General features: G+C 44.1%; 14 protein-coding genes and 1 pseudogene. 6 read left to right on the top strand and 9 right to left on the bottom strand.

Annotated elements, in window-relative coordinates; genetic code table 11:
- Positions 1-361 precede the first annotated feature (361 nt).
- Positions 362-4,333 carry a magnesium chelatase subunit H gene (locus tag ACLFKQ_RS05645; protein ID WP_448998876.1) on the top strand — a complete coding sequence of 1,324 codons (3,972 nt, stop codon included), beginning with the start codon at positions 362-364 and terminating at the stop codon, positions 4,331-4,333.
- Positions 4,334-4,739: 406 nt separating this feature from the next.
- Here ACLFKQ_RS05645 and ACLFKQ_RS05640 read toward each other — a convergent pair whose 3' ends face one another.
- The gene (locus ACLFKQ_RS05640; protein WP_448998875.1) at positions 4,740-5,852 is read right to left on the bottom strand and encodes a precorrin-8X methylmutase; all 1,113 of its coding nucleotides are present in this window, start codon (positions 5,850-5,852) and stop codon (positions 4,740-4,742) included.
- Positions 5,853-5,987: 135 nt separating this feature from the next.
- Here ACLFKQ_RS05640 and ACLFKQ_RS05635 point away from each other — a divergent pair.
- The 4 genes and pseudogenes from ACLFKQ_RS05635 to ygfZ all read left to right on the top strand — a co-directional run bounded on the left by ACLFKQ_RS05635 (position 5,988) and on the right by ygfZ (position 10,384).
- Positions 5,988-6,706: pseudogene (locus ACLFKQ_RS05635) on the top strand (cytochrome b/b6 domain-containing protein).
- Positions 6,707-6,807: 101 nt separating this feature from the next.
- A complete protein-coding gene (locus ACLFKQ_RS05630) occupies positions 6,808-8,733 on the top strand; it encodes a heavy metal translocating P-type ATPase (protein WP_448998874.1) in 1,926 nt (641 codons plus the stop codon).
- 135 nt (positions 8,734-8,868) lie between these two features.
- Positions 8,869-9,267 carry a hypothetical protein gene (locus ACLFKQ_RS05625; RefSeq protein ID WP_448998873.1) on the top strand — a complete coding sequence of 133 codons (399 nt, stop codon included), beginning with the start codon at positions 8,869-8,871 and terminating at the stop codon, positions 9,265-9,267.
- Between the two features lie 76 nt (positions 9,268-9,343).
- The gene (gene ygfZ / locus ACLFKQ_RS05620; RefSeq protein WP_448998872.1) at positions 9,344-10,384 is read left to right on the top strand and encodes a CAF17-like 4Fe-4S cluster assembly/insertion protein YgfZ; all 1,041 of its coding nucleotides are present in this window, start codon (positions 9,344-9,346) and stop codon (positions 10,382-10,384) included.
- A gap of 8 nt (positions 10,385-10,392) precedes the next feature.
- Here the strand turns inward: ygfZ and ACLFKQ_RS05615 are convergent, their stop codons facing one another.
- Genes ACLFKQ_RS05615 through ACLFKQ_RS05600 form a run of 4 tightly spaced genes read right to left on the bottom strand, consistent with a single transcriptional unit; the run spans position 10,393 to position 13,337 of the window.
- On the bottom strand, positions 10,393-11,010 hold the full coding sequence (locus ACLFKQ_RS05615) for a hypothetical protein (protein ID WP_448998871.1): 618 nt from the start codon (positions 11,008-11,010) through the stop codon (positions 10,393-10,395).
- Between the two features lie 53 nt (positions 11,011-11,063).
- Positions 11,064-11,561 carry a pantetheine-phosphate adenylyltransferase gene (coaD, locus tag ACLFKQ_RS05610; RefSeq protein WP_448998870.1) on the bottom strand — a complete coding sequence of 166 codons (498 nt, stop codon included), beginning with the start codon at positions 11,559-11,561 and terminating at the stop codon, positions 11,064-11,066.
- Positions 11,562-11,577: 16 nt separating this feature from the next.
- Positions 11,578-12,504 (bottom strand): ion channel, encoded by a 927-nt coding sequence (locus ACLFKQ_RS05605; protein WP_448998869.1) that lies wholly within the window; start codon positions 12,502-12,504, stop codon positions 11,578-11,580.
- Positions 12,505-12,509: 5 nt separating this feature from the next.
- A complete protein-coding gene (locus ACLFKQ_RS05600) occupies positions 12,510-13,337 on the bottom strand; it encodes an SDR family oxidoreductase (protein WP_448998868.1) in 828 nt (275 codons plus the stop codon).
- Between the two features lie 60 nt (positions 13,338-13,397).
- Between ACLFKQ_RS05600 and ACLFKQ_RS05595 the strand changes: the two genes are divergently transcribed.
- On the top strand, positions 13,398-14,738 hold the full coding sequence (locus tag ACLFKQ_RS05595; protein WP_448998867.1) for a recombinase family protein: 1,341 nt from the start codon (positions 13,398-13,400) through the stop codon (positions 14,736-14,738).
- Positions 14,739-14,772: 34 nt separating this feature from the next.
- On the opposite strand, the gene ACLFKQ_RS05590 is transcribed toward ACLFKQ_RS05595, so the two are convergent.
- From ACLFKQ_RS05590 to ACLFKQ_RS05575, 4 genes are all read right to left on the bottom strand, one after another.
- Positions 14,773-16,050, bottom strand: coding sequence for an SUMF1/EgtB/PvdO family nonheme iron enzyme (locus tag ACLFKQ_RS05590; RefSeq protein ID WP_448998866.1), 1,278 nt, complete (start codon positions 16,048-16,050; stop codon positions 14,773-14,775).
- A complete protein-coding gene (gene egtC / locus ACLFKQ_RS05585) occupies positions 16,022-16,819 on the bottom strand; it encodes an ergothioneine biosynthesis protein EgtC (RefSeq protein ID WP_448998865.1) in 798 nt (265 codons plus the stop codon). Before egtC ends, ACLFKQ_RS05590 begins: the two co-directional genes overlap by 29 nt.
- 347 nt (positions 16,820-17,166) lie before the next feature.
- Positions 17,167-17,481 carry a thioredoxin family protein gene (locus ACLFKQ_RS05580; RefSeq protein ID WP_448998864.1) on the bottom strand — a complete coding sequence of 105 codons (315 nt, stop codon included), beginning with the start codon at positions 17,479-17,481 and terminating at the stop codon, positions 17,167-17,169.
- A gap of 40 nt (positions 17,482-17,521) precedes the next feature.
- A complete protein-coding gene (locus ACLFKQ_RS05575) occupies positions 17,522-17,677 on the bottom strand; it encodes a hypothetical protein (protein WP_448998863.1) in 156 nt (51 codons plus the stop codon).
- Between the last annotated feature and the right edge of the window lie 53 nt (positions 17,678-17,730).

Below are 17,730 nucleotides of genomic sequence, written 5' to 3'. Positions count from 1 at the left end.
CCCAGAGTTCGATAGCTTTGCCAATCGCATCGAGATCTTACTTTAACCAGGGAGGGAAAAAAATCCACTCGCTCGGCAAATATGATTGGCTCACATTTACCATCTAATTTTTTGATAACAAACTTTTGTAAATATTTCATTGAGTGATTACTAAAGATAATTGTAAACTTTACGTTACACAAACAGGCTGATTTTTTATCGAAATGTGTCAAATACCCAAATATCTTAATTTTGGGGTGCATTATTTGATACATAAATATAGAGATTGGCAAATTTACATGTTTATATAGATTTACCAAAATTTAGCTTAAAGCGATCGCCTTGGATAGCCTAATTTAGTTCAAGAAGGAGAGTCAAATTTATGTTCACTCACGTCAAGTCCACCATTCGACGCGTAACCCCCGAAGCACTCAATGGACGCGAACTACTTAAGGTGGTCTATGTCGTGCTAGAGCCTCAGTATCAGAGTACATTAACTGAAGCTGCTAAATCGATTAACCGTAATAATCCCCATTTAGCAGTAGAACTGAGCGGTTACTTAATTGAAGAATTGCGAGACGAAGAAAATTACTCTAACTTCAAGCAAGACGTAGCTGAGGCGAATATATTTATCGCGTCATTGATTTTTATTGAAGATTTAGCCCAAAAAGTAGTTGAGGCGGTCAATCCCCATCGCGATCGCCTGGATGCGGCAATCGTCTTCCCTTCGATGCCTGAAGTGATGCGCCTTAATAAATTGGGTAGCTTTTCGATGGCACAGTTGGGACAGTCTAAGAGCATGATCGCTCAATTTATGCGGAAGCGCAAGCAGCAGTCGGGTAGTTCTTTTCAAGATGCAATGCTCAAGCTATTGCGGACTCTGCCTAAAGTATTGAAATACCTCCCCGTAGAAAAAGCTCAGGATGCCCGTAACTTTATGCTGAGTTTTCAGTATTGGTTGGGTGGTAACGCCGATAATCTGGAAAACTTTTTGTTGATGTTGGCAGATAAGTATGTAGGCGATCGCCCCAAACCTCTAAAATATGACGAACCCATAGTCTATCCCGATATGGGCATCTGGCATCCTCTCGCCCCCAAAATGTTTGAGGATGTTAACGAGTATCTCGACTGGTACGATAGTCGCACCGATATTGCTGAAGAGCTTAAAGACCCTCTAGCTCCCTGTGTGGGTTTGGTACTGCAACGCACTCACCTAGTTACCCAAGACGATGCCCACTATGTAGCGATGGTGCAAGAATTAGAGTGTATGGGTGCGCGGGTAATTCCCGTGTTTGCCGGAGGGTTGGACTTCTCCAAACCCGTAGATGCCTATTTTTGGGGAACGGGAGAAAAACAAGCCATAGTGGATGTGGTGGTTTCTCTGACTGGTTTTGCCTTAGTAGGAGGACCTGCCAGACAGGATCATCCCAAGGCAATTGAATCTTTAAAACGGCTCAACCGTCCCTACATGGTGGCATTACCCCTCGTATTTCAAACTACTGAAGAATGGGAAGAAAGCGAACTGGGATTACATCCAGTACAGGTCGCCCTACAAATTGCTATTCCCGAATTGGATGGAGCGATCGAGCCAATTATTGCCTCTGGTAGAGATGGGGCGACGGGAAGAGCGATCGCCTTGCAAGATCGGGTAGAGGCGATCGCCCGAAGAGCGATGAAGTGGGCGGTATTGCGTAAGAAACCCAAGCTGGATAAAAAAGTTGCCATCACCGTATTTAGTTTTCCACCCGATAAAGGTAATGTCGGTACGGCAGCTTACTTAGATGTTTTCGGCTCGATCTACGAAGTAATGAAAGGACTGCGGGGTAATGGTTATGACGTAAAAGACTTACCCAAATCTCCTCAAGAATTGATGGAGGCAGTAATTCACGATGCCCAGGCACAGTATGCTTCTCCCGAACTCAACATTGCCTATCGCATGTCGGTAGAACAATACGAACGACTAACTCCCTATTCCGTCAAGCTAGAGGAAAACTGGGGACAACCGCCAGGACATCTCAATAGTGATGGTAAAAACTTACTAATTTACGGTAAAGAGTTTGGCAATGTCTTTATTGGGGTACAGCCTACCTTTGGTTATGAAGGCGATCCGATGCGGCTGTTGTTTTCCCGTTCTGCTTCTCCCCATCATGGTTTTGCCGCTTACTATACCTATTTAGAAAGTATCTGGCAAGCCGATGCAGTATTGCACTTCGGCACTCATGGTTCCCTAGAATTCATGCCTGGCAAACAGATGGGAATGTCTGGAGACTGCTATCCCGATAGTTTGATTGGCAGTACGCCCAACATTTATTACTACGCGGCAAATAATCCCTCCGAAGCTACCATCGCCAAACGCCGTAGCTATGCTTCCACTATTTCTTATTTGACTCCTCCTGCTGAAAATGCTGGTTTGTACAAAGGCTTGAAAGAATTAGGCGAACTGATCGGTTCCTATCAAAGTCTCAAAGATGGCGGACGAGGTATTCAAATCGTCGATACGGTCATCGACCAAGCCAAAATCGTCAATCTCGATAAAGACATTGTTTTTCCCGAGAAATCTGCCAAGGAAATGACCCAGGCAGAAAGGGATACGATTATCGGTTTGGTTTACAAAAAGCTGATGGAAATTGAGTCTCGTCTCTTACCCTGCGGTTTGCACGTCATTGGCAAACCCCCTACCGCTGAAGAAGCGATCGCCACTCTAGTTAATATCTCCAATTTAGACCGCGAAGAAGAAGAAATTATCTCTTTACCCCGCATCATTGCCAACAGCATCGGCAGAGATATCGATGAAATCTATGCCAATAACGATCGCGGTATCTTAGAAGACATCCAGTTATTCCAAGACATTACCCAAGCTACTCGCGCCGCCGTATCTGCCCTAGTCAAAGCACAAGTAGATGCCGAAGGTAGAGTCTCAATGGTGTCGAAACTTAACTTTTTCAACATTGGCAAAAAATCTCCTTGGGTAGAAGCATTACACCAACAAGGCTACAAAAATGTCGATGCTGAAGCCTTAAAGCCGCTATTTGAATATCTCGAATTTTGCTTAGAACAAGTTTGCGCTGATAACGAACTCGGTGGTTTGCTCAAAGCTTTAGAAGGTGAATACGTACTACCAGGACCTGGAGGCGATCCGATCCGCAATCCCAACGTCTTACCTACAGGAAAAAATATCCATGCCTTAGATCCCCAGGCAATTCCCACCCTAGCGGCAGTTAAATCTGCAAAAATCGTCGTAGACCGTCTGATAGATCGCCAAAAGCTAGATAATGGCGGGGAGTATCCCGAAACCATTGCCTGTGTTCTCTGGGGTACGGACAATATTAAAACCTACGGGGAATCTCTAGCACAAATCATGTGGATGATTGGGGTACGTCCCGTTCCCGATGCCTTGGGTAGAGTTAACAAACTAGAATTAATTCCTTTAGAAGAACTCGGTCGCCCTCGGATCGATGTGGTAGTAAACTGTTCTGGAGTCTTTCGCGATTTATTTATCAACCAGATGAACTTGTTAGACCGCGGTGTCAAACTGGCAGCCGAAGCTGACGAACCCATAGAAATGAACTTCGTCCGCAAACACACTATGGAACAGGCAGCCGAAATGGGTGTCAATTTACGTCAAGCAGCAACTCGCATCTTTTCTAACGCTTCTGGTTCTTACTCATCTAATATCAATCTCGCTGTAGAAAACAGCAGTTGGGAAGAAGAAAAAGAACTTCAGGATATGTACCTCAACCGTAAGTCATTTGCTTTTGATTCTGACAACCCAGGGATCATGAAAGAAAGCCGTCAGGTATTTGAGTCATCACTAAAAAAAGCCGATGTTACTTTTCAAAATCTCGACTCTTCGGAAATTAGTCTCACCGATGTCTCTCATTACTTCGACTCCGATCCCACCAAAATCGTCTCTGGCTTGCGGGATGATGGCAAAATGCCTACTGCTTACATTGCCGACACTACGACGGCTAACGCCCAAGTTCGTACTCTCTCGGAAACGGTTCGTTTGGATGCCCGTACCAAATTACTCAATCCTAAATGGTATGAAGGGATGCTCAGTCACGGTTACGAAGGTGTCCGAGAATTATCCAAGCGTCTGGTCAATACTATGGGCTGGTCGGCGACTGCCGATGCGGTGGATAACTGGGTTTATGAAGATGTCAACACTACTTTTATCAACGATCCCCAAATGTGTAAGCGTTTGATGGACATGAATCCCAACTCCTTCCGAAAAATTGTCGGTACTTTGCTCGAAGTCAACGGTCGCGGTTATTGGGAGACTTCCGAAGAAAACCTCGATCGCCTGCGAGAACTGTATCAGGAAGTAGAAGATAAGATTGAAGGGATTGATTGACCGACGGTCAGAAGAGGGCGCGTCGCCTGACGGGGCTATCTTGCGCGTTAATCTCCGATCGACTTCAGTTTATTAATTTAGTTTGGAGATGCGATATTATTTCGCATCTCTTTTTTATTGATGTAGAAAATACCATGACAGGAATTGAAAACAACAGGCGATCGAATCGATCGCAACCGCAGTTAGGTCATTGGTAACAAGTTAAGAGAACTGAAAAAAGCCAAGAGCCAGACCAAAAAACTTAAAGACCAATTGTAGAAAATCGAGACATTGCTAAATTACTCATTGACCAACGGTCAGAGCATGCTGTGGGTTGCCTTTGCTGAGCAAGTCGTAGACTCGGCAAGTCCGAAAGACTCGCTTGTCTCCACAGTAATCTCTGACCACATTTTTTTAGCAATCCCGATCAAAGACGAGTCAGGTAGCAATGGCAGTCGGGTTTTTCAATTAATGTTTCCACCAGGGCATTTAAGGTCACTGCGGCTAAAAGCCCACCGCCCAAACTCCCCTGAATTGTAATGTAAGGAGAATCTGTGGTCATCAATCGTCGCTTGGCTGCTGGGGCATGGCTAAATCCAAGGGGCATTCCAATGGTGAGGGCGGGTTGGATTTGCTTCTGCTCTACCAATTGACAAGCTCTAAGCAGTACCGAAGGAGCATATCCAATCACTAATACACTTCCTGGAGGAATTGCTTGTAGTTGTTGTTGCCACTGCTCGTGTTTCCAAAAAGCTTCTTCGGCTTCTTCGACTCCGGTAATGTGAGGGTCATTAATGAGCGAGTTCACCGAACAGCCTAAATGGACTAGTCGGGTTCTATCTAGTGCTAGGGCGATGACGGGGATATCTGACACCACCGAACATCCAGCTTTCAGAGCATCTCGTGCAGACGCGATCGCTCCTTGGTTTAACCGAACTGAATCAACCAGACTCACATCGCCACAGGCTAGCACAAGTTGATGTAGCAAATGTACCGTAATTTCAGAATAGTGAGACAGATCGGGAAGCAGGTGTTGTAATGATTCCAAAAAAGCTTCTGGGTGAGTCGCGCTCTGTGCATCTAAGTCGAGCCAAAGCCGATCTAGCTTTCCCAGCCCTTCTCGGGCATCAACGTCCAATTGCCTGAGTTGAGCGAGAGCTTCGGCTTGCACCATTTGACAATGGCGATCGCGACCGAGCCACCCTTCTAACGCCGATGCCGTTTGTCGCAATCGCGTAATCTGTTGAATCACCGAACGATATTGCCGTTCCAATTGAGCCATTAAAGTCGAGTCGATCGTTTCCTCGCCATGGCTGTCTAATAGCTGACGAATGTGGGATAGCTGAAACCCCTGTTGTTTCAAAGCGACCACTCGTTGCAATCGTTTGACATCCCGATCTGTATAAAGTCGATAGTTACCCCGTGAGCGAGGTACAGGGGGCAATAATCCGAGCTTGTGATAGTGGCGCACCATGCGGGGGGTAACGCCACCCCCAACCGCATCCGTCAGTTCTTTAATTGTTAGATGTTGAGTCTTCATATCCTTAGTTTACTCACAACCTTGACATTGACACTAATGTAAAAGTTTAAATTAGAAACGGATTACTTTAAGCAGTAAGACGATGATTTTTGCTACTGTTTGTTGGGCTGCCAGCTTTGGACTATACCGATGAAAATGAAATCGACTCAACCTTATCAACCTTTCCTGTTACGTCTTTTACATGGGCTTACTGCTCTATTTTTAGTGGCAGCAATCTTGACAGCATTCTGGACTTACGACACTTACGATGGGCGTTGGGGGAGAATTTCACTCCCTTCTTACCGAGATATTGAAGGGATTCATGGCACGTTTGGCTTGTACACATTACCGATCTTTCCTGGGTTCGTACTCTACGCATTTCACCGGGGACGGCAACGATTGATTCAACCCAACTCCCTTGAGAATCTCACACGAGTGGGTAAGCCGATTTGGTGGTATACGCTCAATCGTTTTATCAATACCTTTGCCCTGCTAGCCTTAACCTTTGCCCTTTTTACTGGCAAAATGATGGACGAAACCTGGTTGCCAGAGGGTGAATTAAATCATGCTTGGTATTATGCTCATTTGATGGGATGGGTCTTGATGGTCGTCGCGATCGCCCTACACCTGTTGATAAATGCCAAAATTGGTGGCTTACCGCTACTCCTATCCATGCTCAACTGGAAGTTTCGTGCCCAAGATAGTCCAAAACTCTGGACTGCCAACATCTCACAATGGTGGTTAACGATTCGGCAAGGTTCTCGGTCAGTTTGGTTTCAGTCCCCTCCATCCTCTTGTTGCTCGAACACTTGATTTTGCTCAGCATTATCTCCGCTTGGATTATTCCCTTTTTAAGTCGTAAGACACTGTTATAGCAATTTCCTCAATGAAAGCTATTAGGTTAACTCGCAACCTTGACATTGACACTGATGTCAAAGTTTAAACTGGGAGGATATTAATTTGTCCCTGTAAGACTATGGTTTCAGCTACTCCTTCTACGTCTCGCCTCGCCAATCTATTCAAGGAACATCTCGATGCCGTTGCCGCGATCGCCTGTGGGATTTTGGTTTTCCTGGGCTGGCAAATGCTCAACCTCGGCTGGGTGGGACTCGCCCTGTTTATCTTGACAGCAGCTTATGTCATTGGTGGGTTTGACAGTGCGAAGGAAGGTTTGACAACCCTGTGGCAAGAAAAAGAACTCGATGTCGATCTGTTGATGATTGTTGCAGCTTTGGGAGCCGCGAGTCTAGGGCTATGGCGACGGGAATATTACCTGATTGTCGATGGTGCAGTGTTAATCCTCATTTTTGCCATTAGTGGCGCACTAGAAGGCTATGCGATGCAGCGAACAGAGCGCAGTATTCAAGGATTGATGAGTTTAACCGCCGATACAGCTCGAGCGCTCCGCAATGGAGAGGAATACATCGTTCCGATTTCCGAACTCAAAATTGGCGATCGCGTCTTAGTCAAACCCGGAGAATTAGTACCGACGGATGGCTTGGTCATCGAGGGGTTTAGTACCTTGAATCAGGCTTCAATTACCGGAGAATCGATTCCCATTGAAAAGACCGTTGGGGATGAAGTTTTTGCAGGCACCATTAACGGCAATGGAGCCTTACGGCTGAAAATTCACCAACCCCCCGAAAGTAGTTTAATTCAGCGCGTCATTCGTCTAGTCCAACAAGCCCAAACCGAAGCCCCTCCATCTCAAGAGTTTATCGAACGATTTGAGCGTGGTTATGCCAAGGTAATTGTCATTGCCGGAATCTTACTCGGTCTCTTGCCACCCTTTTTATTGGGTTGGAGTTGGGAAGAGACGATTTATCGCGCCTTAATTTTTCTCGTGGTTGCCTCCCCCTGTGCATTGATGGCTTCGATTATGCCCACCTTGCTATCCGGCATTGCCAATGGGGCGCGACGGGGAATTTTGTTCAAAAATGGAGCACAGTTAGAACGCATTGGGCAAGTGAAGGCGATCGCCTTTGATAAAACTGGAACCCTAACCACCGGAAATCTTCAAGTGGTGAATAGAATGGCACCCGAATCATCTCCAGACCATCTGCTTCAAGTTGCTGCCGCCTTAGAGAGTTTATCCGAGCATCCCATCGCAGAGGCGATTGTGGAAGCGGCTCGTCAGCAGAATCTCGCTTGGACAGAAGCTGTCAATGGTCAAGCTCAAGCCGGACAAGGCATTGCTGGAGAAATTAATGAGCAAATTGCCTTTGTTGGTAAAGCGGCTTTTGTCCGAGCACAAGTGCAGGACGTTCCGCAAAGCCTGAAGAACCAGAGTCAGCAGTGGGAAGCCGAAGGAAAAACCGTTGTTTGGGTTGCCTATGGTGGCAAGGTTTTGGGCATTCTTGCGGTTGCCGATACCGTCCGATCCACCGCCGCAGAAGCGATCGCCCGATTAAAAAGTCTGGGAATCGAACAGATTGTCATGCTAACGGGAGATAACTCCCGCACGGCTCACAGTATTGCTCGAGAGATTGGCGTGGATCGAATTTATGCAGAACTTTTACCACAAGATAAAGTGGCTGTGATTCGCCAGTTGCAGAAGCAATATCAGACAGTGGCGATGGTGGGAGATGGCATCAATGATGCACCCGCTTTAGCCCAGGCATCGGTCGGAATAGCAATGGGGGCAGCAGGTAGTGATGTCGCCTTAGAAACTGCCGATATTGTCTTAATGGCGGATCGCTTAGAGCGATTAGAACACGCGATTCGTCTTGGTCGTCGCGCTCAAGGGGTTGTCAAGCAAAATATCGTCTTTGCGTTGAGTTTTGTGGTAATTTTGTCGATCTTCAACTTTGCCGGAAATATTACACTCCCCCTGGGGGTTTTGGGACATGAAGGTTCGACGGTGGTCGTGACGTTAAGTGGTTTGCGATTACTGAAAGGGTAAAGGGAATTACCAACTGGGTATCATAGGTTTTTTGGCTGAATTGTAGTAGTTTGATTTTGAGAACAACAGGCGATCGCAACTGACCATCACTGAAAAACTAATAGAATAAATAAATCGAGTTAATGGTCGTGTTTTATGAGCAAACCAACTTTTAAAACCAGACTGGCTTGGGAACAAGCGCGGATTCTAATGCAGCCGGCAATGCTGAGAGTTGTAGATAATATTCGTAAAGAATTAGAAGTTTCAGATTGGAAAGGTTCTTACAGAGAAGTAAACGAGCCTATTCCCGGCTATCATCTCTGTTTGTCCAAACCCGAACATCAGATAGAAGTCGATGTGTGGGAATTATGTTATCAGGTCTGTTTTCAAGAGTACAATCCAGTTCGACATCTGTTTAGTCAAGCCGATACTCGTCCCTATAAAGTAGAAATCGATACTCGCTTACTAGACGATTTGGGAGAAATAGATTGGCAATTATTAGAATCTAAAGCACAGCAGTCTGTAAGACAGGTGTTCGCCAGCTTGCCAGAATAATTAATCTGTTTAATCCTAATTTCTGACTTGCTTTTGCCGGGGCGAGGAGATAAATAAACCGAAATTGTGAGAGAAAATGAAAAAATTACGTCAGATTCAGCAAGAATTAGGAGCGATCTTGGATGAAGCGAGTAATGTTCCTTTGAGTTTTAATAACGACCGCCAGGCTGTATCGGCTATTGAAGATGGTGTCGTTTTATGCGATCGCTCTCATTGGGGGGTGCTTAAAATTAGTGGTGAGGATTGTTTGCGCTATCTTCACAATCAAAGCACCAACGATTTTGAAAGCCTGGAAGCGGGACGGGGATGCGATACAGTGTTTGTGACTTCTACCGCCCGTACCCTCGATTTGGCTACTGCTTTGGTAACAGAAGAGGATGTTTTAACCATTGTTTCACCCAATCGCCGCCAGCAGCTATTAGAATGGCTCGATCGCTTTATTTTTCCCTTCGATAAGGTCGAACTAAGTGATGTTTCCGGCAAATATGCCATATTTAGCACGATCGGTACTAAAAGCGAGGATTTACTTGCCAAATTGGCTCTCGAGGCTCCTCAAAACTGCAGTTTGGGCAGTCATCAATTGGTATCTATAGACCACATTACCGTCAGAATTTTCGTAGGTAGCGGTTTGGCAACTCCTGGATATACTCTATTGCTGCCCATTGAGGCTGGAGCAAAAATTTGGACTAAGCTCATGACCCTGGGGGTAATTCCTGCAGGAGAGCGAGTTTGGGAAAACCTGCGAATTCGACAAGGAAGACCCGCTCCCGATCGAGAGCTTACTGAAAATTACAATCCCTTAGAAGCGGGGCTATGGCAGACTATCTCTTTCGACAAGGGGTGTTACATCGGTCAAGAAACTATCGCTCGTTTGAATACTTATAAGGGTGTAAAACAGCGGCTCTGGGGAGTTAAATTAAGTCAAGCTGTGGCTACGGGAACCCCCTTAATGGTGGAAAATAGCAAGGTGGGTGTGTTAACTAGCTGTACGGATATCTTAGATGAAGTATTTGGTTTGGCTTACGTAAGGACGGTCGCTGGCGGTGCTGGTTTGCAGGTCAAAGTAGGTGAGGCAACAGGAGAGTTAGTGGCGGTTCCTTTTTTGCATCATCAATGAGTGGTTTGTCACTCTTGCTTTTGTCCCTCTAGTTGTTGGCGACCGTTTTTAACCACGCTCAACATATCGTTAAGTTGCTGCTCGATATTGGCTAAAACTCGATCGGCGTAACTATCGGCACCGGCGATAATTTCTTCGGATTCGGAGATCGCCATTTGCCGCAGTCGCTCGCATTCTCGTTCGGTCTGCAGCTTGAGTTTGGCTGCTGCCAATTCAGCCCGACGCATTAAACTAGATTCTCGTACAGCTGCTGCCGCTTTTTCTTCGGCAGAACTGACTAGTCGCTCCACATACGCTTCTGTCCGACGTACGATTTCTTCTTGTTGCTCGGTAATCTCGATCGCAGTTGCTAACTGGACGGGTAAACTGCGTTTGATTATTTCGAGACGGTCGAGAATCATCTGGCGATCGAGTATAACTAACTCAGTCAGTGGAACATGAGTTCCGTTAGTGACCAAGTTTTTAAGATATTCGAGTTCGCGGCGAATCTCGAAATCTAATTCTCGCTCTGCTGCTTCAGCCAAGTTTTCCGAGGAATCCCTAAAGCGGTCAGTCGAGGTTTGCTCGTCAGTAATTTTAGAGTGCGGTGGTCGTCCTTCTCGTCCGAGGTATTGAGAATTTAACATTGTTAAATAATTTTTTGATTGCTATTTTTTATCGGCGAAATCAAATTTTTTGATTAAAATTTTTTCTCTGTTGATTTTATTTTAAACTTGCGCTCGATATCTTTGGCTACATTTTCAGTAACTAGATGCTCGATTGAGCCTCCGAATTGAGCGATTTCTTTAACTACGCTACTACTTAAAAAACTATATTCTTTGGTAGTGGCTAAAAAAACTGTTTCGATATCTCGATCTAAAGTTTGATTGGTATGAGCCATCTGCAACTCTTTTTCAAAGTCAGACAGAACTCGCAAACCTCTCAGTAAAACTCCCGCATTGGTTAACTTGGCATAGTCTACGGTCAATCCTCTAAAGCTATTTACCTTGACATTAGATATATGCCTAGTCGAGTAACTAATCTGTTCGATTCTTTCCTCAACGGTAAACAAAGGTTGCTTGCTCGGGTTGGAAAGAACTGCAACAATTACTAGCTCGAATAATTTAGCACCACGTTCGATGATATCGAGATGACCTAAAGTAATCGGATCGAAGCTACCTGGATAAAGAGCAATCATAATTAATTGTTATTAACTAGTTATGTGGCGATCGCGCTATGGGAATGATGTCGTGAAACCGCTGGTAGTCAACAGTATATTTACATCGATCGGTTTTATTTAAAATATCGACAAAACGCATCCCCCAACGTAGATCTTGAATATTATAGGCATGGCGAGCGTGAATTGTTTGTGAGAAGGTTTCGTCGAGACCGGTTAAGATGGCGATAATTTGGAGATCGAGATCGATTAAAGAACCTGCGGTTTGCCCGTATAAAGGACTAAGTTCGTCTATGGGGTGCATCACCAGCCAGCTCAGCCGAAAGCTGGGTGATTCCGAGCGCACTAATTCTAAGTTATAAAAACGTCTCAGTTCTATTCCTTCTTGGCTGATCTGATTTTTCAGCAGACTGACTTTTAAACGAGCTTCAATAATGCGATTATCTCTTTGGTTGGCTACCCTAAACATCAAAGTTGGTACGCCATTAAAGGGACAAATAACCGCAACTTTACTAAACAAAACTCTCGCTCTGGGTTTGGCGAAGCGAGCGAAAATTAGTCCCGTACCCATGGCGATTAAAATCAAACCGACTAAAACCTCAATGGTAACTAAAGTTTGGGCGTAGGTAGTTTGAGGATACATTGCCCCATAACCGATAGTAGACATACTTTGGATGCTAAAGAAAAAAGCATCGCTAAATGAATCGGGGTCGGCATTGGCAATTCCATTTTCCGTGGTTAGATAGGCATAGGCAAAAATGACGTTGACTGCCAAATAAAATAGGGTAATAAATAACAGAAACTGCGACCAAGAAATTACCAGTAACCAGTGATAGAAGTCGCTAAGAGGATGCTCGAATAATTCTAAAAATTTATTCGGCGATCGCTTTACCTTATTAAAAATTGAAGGAGTTTGGTTTCCTTGTTTATTGCAAGTTAGCTTTCGAGGTTGAATTTTCTTCATATAAATTAAAAAATTATCTGAGGATGAGCCAATTGAAAGCCAGCATTAGTTAATTTCTGATTGGATAATCTAGTATTATAGGGACGAACTGAAGTTCGTGTTGCATCCCAAGTAACAAGCGGTAATCCATGAGTTGTAAACAGGCAATCGAGCAATTCTTTAGTAGTTAAAACTTCGTCACAGGCTAAATTATAAATTCCCGATAGTTGCTCTCGTCTGGCAAACTCGATCGCGCTGGCGATATCATATATATGAATCCAGTTAGTGTAGTCTTCTCCGTTCCCCGGACGAGTCGTACCAGCTGAGCGTCGAAAAATTTTAATTAATTCCCTGCCTTCGCCATAAATTCCTGCCAAGCGTAAGATGCAGACTTTAAACCGCTCTTCGGGTACTGACAGCAATGCTGCTTCAGTCTGACAGAGGATTTCACCAAATTCGTTGGCGGGATTTACCGCTGCAGTTTCATCCGTCCAAGCTCCATTTTTATCTCCTAAAACGGCGTAGCTACCAGTATAGATAAGCTGTTTGACTTGGGGAGCGGTTTTCAATGCCGCAATGACATTCTTAGCAGTTTCTAAATAGGATCGGCGATAATTATCTATAGTGCGGCTTTTAGCTCCGACACTCAACAACACTACCTCGCGATCGCTGACTATCTCTTGAAGAGTTTCGAGATCGTTGCCTTCGGCGAGCGTCACTCTTGAAGCAATTGCTTCGAGTTGGCTAACTTTATCCGGTGTGGTAGTAGTAACGGTCACTTGATGTCCCTGTCGATGCCACAAACGGGCGATCGCACTACCGACATATCCACAGCCAATGATTGCAATTTTCATTTATTTCAATAATCGATCTACAGTAATCAGCGATGAGCATGAGAAGCTCGATATTTAACTATGAAGATCGTTGCCTATCTTTACAGCGACCCTCTGCTAGAATCTCCTCCAGCTCCAGAGATCTGGGGAGCGGAAATAGATCGAGTTTATCAAGATATTGGCGATCGTAACCAGCTACACCAGTTAATTGCCGATTGTCGCTTGCAAGCACCTAATTATCTGTTAATTCGACATCTAGAAGAACTAGGAGAAAATTTTACCGAGCTCGGCGAGCGAATCACACTGTTGGAATCTCTAGGAATTGAAATTATTGTTACTCAACAAGAGTATAACTCTTGGTTGAAGTCAAAAAATTATCAAGAAACCGCGCCTTTCCAAGATCGGGCTTTTTCTGAATTGGTCAATTTAATTCAGTTATTGCAAGGAGTTAAAGAGAAACGACGACGCAATTCTCTTAAAAGAGGACATGCTCGCAAACGCCTTCAGGCACTACCACCACCAGGAAAAGCTCCATATGGATATCGTCGCGGTCAAGATAAATATATTATCGATAAAAGTACTGCTCCCATAGTTAAAGACTTTTTTGAAAGATTTTTATTGTTTGGCTCGTTGCGAGGGGCGGTAAGATATTTAGAGCGAAAATACGGTAAAAAGATCTCTCCCTCTACCGGTCATAACTGGCTGATTAACCCCGTATATCGTGGAGATTTAAAATATAAAACCGGGGAAGTAATTTCTAATACCCACGCGGCAATTATCCCCCAAGAAGAAGCAGCCCAAATAGACCGTTTATTGCGTCGCAATAGTCGTTTTGCAACACGAACGGCAAGCGCACCTCGCTCTCTTGCTGGTTTGGTCGTCTGTCAACAATGTCAGTTAATGATGAGTGTCAGCCGCGTCACCAGACGCGATCGCGCATCAGAATATCTCTATCTTCGCTGTCACCAATGCCCGCAACAACCCAAATGTAAAGCGATCGCCTATGAGCAAATTCTCGAACGGACTATTGCTAAAATTTGCCTCGAATTACCTCTTGCCGTGGCTAAATTAAATACACCCAATCCCAAAAATATTGCAAAAAAGCTCGAGGAGCGAATTGTCCAAAAACAAGTAATATTAACGCAAATACCCGAATTAATCGAACGAGAAATTCTAGATAAAGAAACCGCTTCGATTCGCAGCTATAAATTACAAACTGAAATATCTCAACTAGAAGCTAGAATGGCGCAGCTACCGCCAGTCAATCTACAAGAGACAGTTAAAGCAGTTTCTCTAACTCAGTTTTGGCTGGATTTATCTGAATCAGAAAGGCGTTTTTATTTTCGCGAATTTATCAAACAAATACAGTTAATTCGCGCAGAATCAGATCGATGGGATTTACAGCTAGTTTTTATATTTTAAGAGCGATGCTAAAAGTTGCAGTCATCATCTGTCATCAATCCCTAGCACAGCGAAACCCAACTAAAATCTGTCTGACCCAAGGATGATACCAGTTGCGAAAACTAGCTCTCAAGGTCCAGGAAGGAGTCGCCCAACTACCGCCCCGTAAGACGCGATGCTGGTCATCAAAATAAGCTTGAGAATACCCAAAGTAGGGATAGCTGGTAAATCCCGAATAGCCAGTAAACCAGGAAGCCGTCCATTCCCAAACATTACCCAACATATCGTAACAACCGTAGGGGCTTTGACTGTTGGGATAGGCATTTACTGGGGTTGTGTGTCCGACCAGACTATTATGATTGCATTTTAAAAAGGTTATAGCGGATAGATCTGCATTATCTCCACGAGCGGCTTTTTCCCATTCTGCTTCAGTGGGCAGTCTTTTGCCGACAAAATTAGCGTAAGCTTCAGCTTCATAGTAAGAAACTCCACAAACCGGACAATCGTCCCATTCAGCAGCATCCTTCCAATACAAAGGTTGAGCTACGGGATTATTTTGCAACCATTCCCAGCCCGTTTCCGACCAGTATTGACGCTCTCGATAGCCCCCCGAAACGATAAAATGTCGGTACTGTCGGCAGGTAACTGGATAGCGGTCTAACAAATAGGAATCTAAATATATCTGATGGGCTGGTCTTTCGTTATCTTGAGCCTCAGTTGTCTCACAGCCCATGGTAAATTTTCCGGCGGGGATCTGCACCATCTCAGTTAAATCGAGATTAGTCTCGGTTTCTACTTGCGATCCCGAGGTTAAATTTAAGAAGTCTAAGCAGGCTGTACCCGTGAAAGATGAAGTACCTTCGACCCTGGAAATTAGGTTTTGGTTGCGGCGATGTAGTTGCAGAATAAATGCTATCGTCTCATTGTGTTGGCTTTCGTGTTGAATTAGCCATCGCCAGAGACGTTCTTGCTCCTCTAATGACGAGGTTTCCAGGTACTTCAAAACTTTAGTTCTAACTACAGACAAGTAATCTTGAATAGTTTCAAGAGCAGGTAAATTTTGACGTTGAGCTTTAGGCAGACCATCAGCAGCAAATAAGACCCGATATTCGGGAAACAGAGGTGGTAAATTCCCTAGATATTCGAGAATCCAATAGGCTTCGGTGAAGGCAATATGACCCAGATGCCAACCAATCGGACTAAAATCAGTATGTGCCTGTCTGACAAAAGTTTCTGAGTCAATTTGAATTAATAGATCTAGAGTTTTTTGACGACATCGGTCTAAATCGCGAGCGATCGCTCTTTTACGAAATTTTACTGACGTTGACTTCAAGATTTTCTCCTACACTAATAATGCTCTTTTCTGGGCATTCGATCCAGTTACCTGCAAACATCGGTTCGGAAACAATCATTACCGCATTAGAGTATAAAAGATCGTCTTCTAATTTAATATAGTAGAGTGTCGGACTGACATCGCGGTTAGAATAGCGACAGGCAGTCAATTCCCTACCATTGCTAATAACCACGTTGGCAGAAAATTGAATTTTGCCATCTCGAGATAACTCGCCGAGTTTGGCAATCGCCTTTTCTACAGCACGAGTCATACTGATCCCTTCATTGGTTTCTAGTTCGCTAACTATTAAGGCAAAAATATGCTCTGAATCGGTAGTCCCCTCAATACGTCGATAGGCAAAATCGCTTAAATTATTGCGGATCTCTCGATACATAGTTTCGCGAAAGCGATCTATATAGCCATTGTGAATAAATAACAGGTTCTCATGAGCGAAAGGTTGACAGTTAATTAAGTCTACCGATAACCCAGAAGTCGCACTGCGAACGTAACCTATAACACAGTGAGATTCGACATAGCGATTGAGATGAGCAATGTTAACGTCGTTCCAAATTGGCAAAATACCTTTATAAGTAAAGGGGGGCACTGGTTTGTGGGCATGATACCATCCAATCCCAAACCCATCGGCGTTCATTAATCCGGAAGACATTTCACGGGGTTGATAGCTTTGAACGATTAGAGAATGTTCTGGTTTGTCAAATAAACGGTCTAGTGTAACCACCGAACCAAGATAGCCAAGTAAACGACACATCAAAATTTTTAGCAAGCAATAATCTACAAATTATATCCAAAGAGCCTCAAAATTGCTCTTGTAGCTTCGACCAGAAGATGGTAGAGCTATTCAAGTAATATCGTCGATCGAAAGTAACTGGAGACTTAATCTAGAAGTAGAATAATAATAAAAACTGATGACAGGAGTCTCAAAAATTGCGATCGCCGAATCTGTAGAGATACTAAAATCTCTCATTAAAAAGCAAAAAAACGCTTTAAATTATGCTCGAGTTCAGGCTCTATATCTTATCAAAATACCAGCAGCGGAAACCATAAGATATCTGACTGTAATGATAGGAAGGTCTCAATCAAGTCCTGGCGCGTTCCTTAGCGTTCTAAGATCCCTTGCAAACGTCTGCGGAATTGCCCTTTAGGATGACCGCCTTTGACTTCTCCCAAAATCTGAAAATCTCCTTCAGGAGAGTCACAAATACAAATAATGTATGTCGGCCAGCCAATACCTTCTTTGTTGGGGTACTGACCCATGAGAATCGATCGATACTTGCGGTAAGTAGTCGTATCCTGCATCTTTACGTCAATAAATTCTAAGTTTAGCTCATGAGCAACTTTGCGATCGTAAAAAGACATTTTATGGCAAGTACCACAATCTTCCGAAGAAAATTTAATTACTGTTTTTTTCATCTATACTAATTTCTAATTTGAGACCGGCTTGAACTGAGTTTTAGGTAGAACCGCTTCTGCGACTGTGAACGTCAGCAGACAGAACATTAACGGCTTTAATATTTAAATTACTACTTTCTAAAGGAATGCCTGTAGTAATTAGCGATCGCTCGAAAACTAAACCCCAAAGTAACTGCTTTATCTTTAGTTCAGTCATCGGTGAGATACGAAAGTTTAAAATCAAACCAAGCGTCTAAATATATTAGCCTA

Source organism: Myxosarcina sp. GI1(2024) (assembly GCF_053543375.1).
The sequence above is the reverse complement of the archived record's forward strand: the minus strand, read 5'-3'. Positions and strand labels throughout refer to the sequence as shown.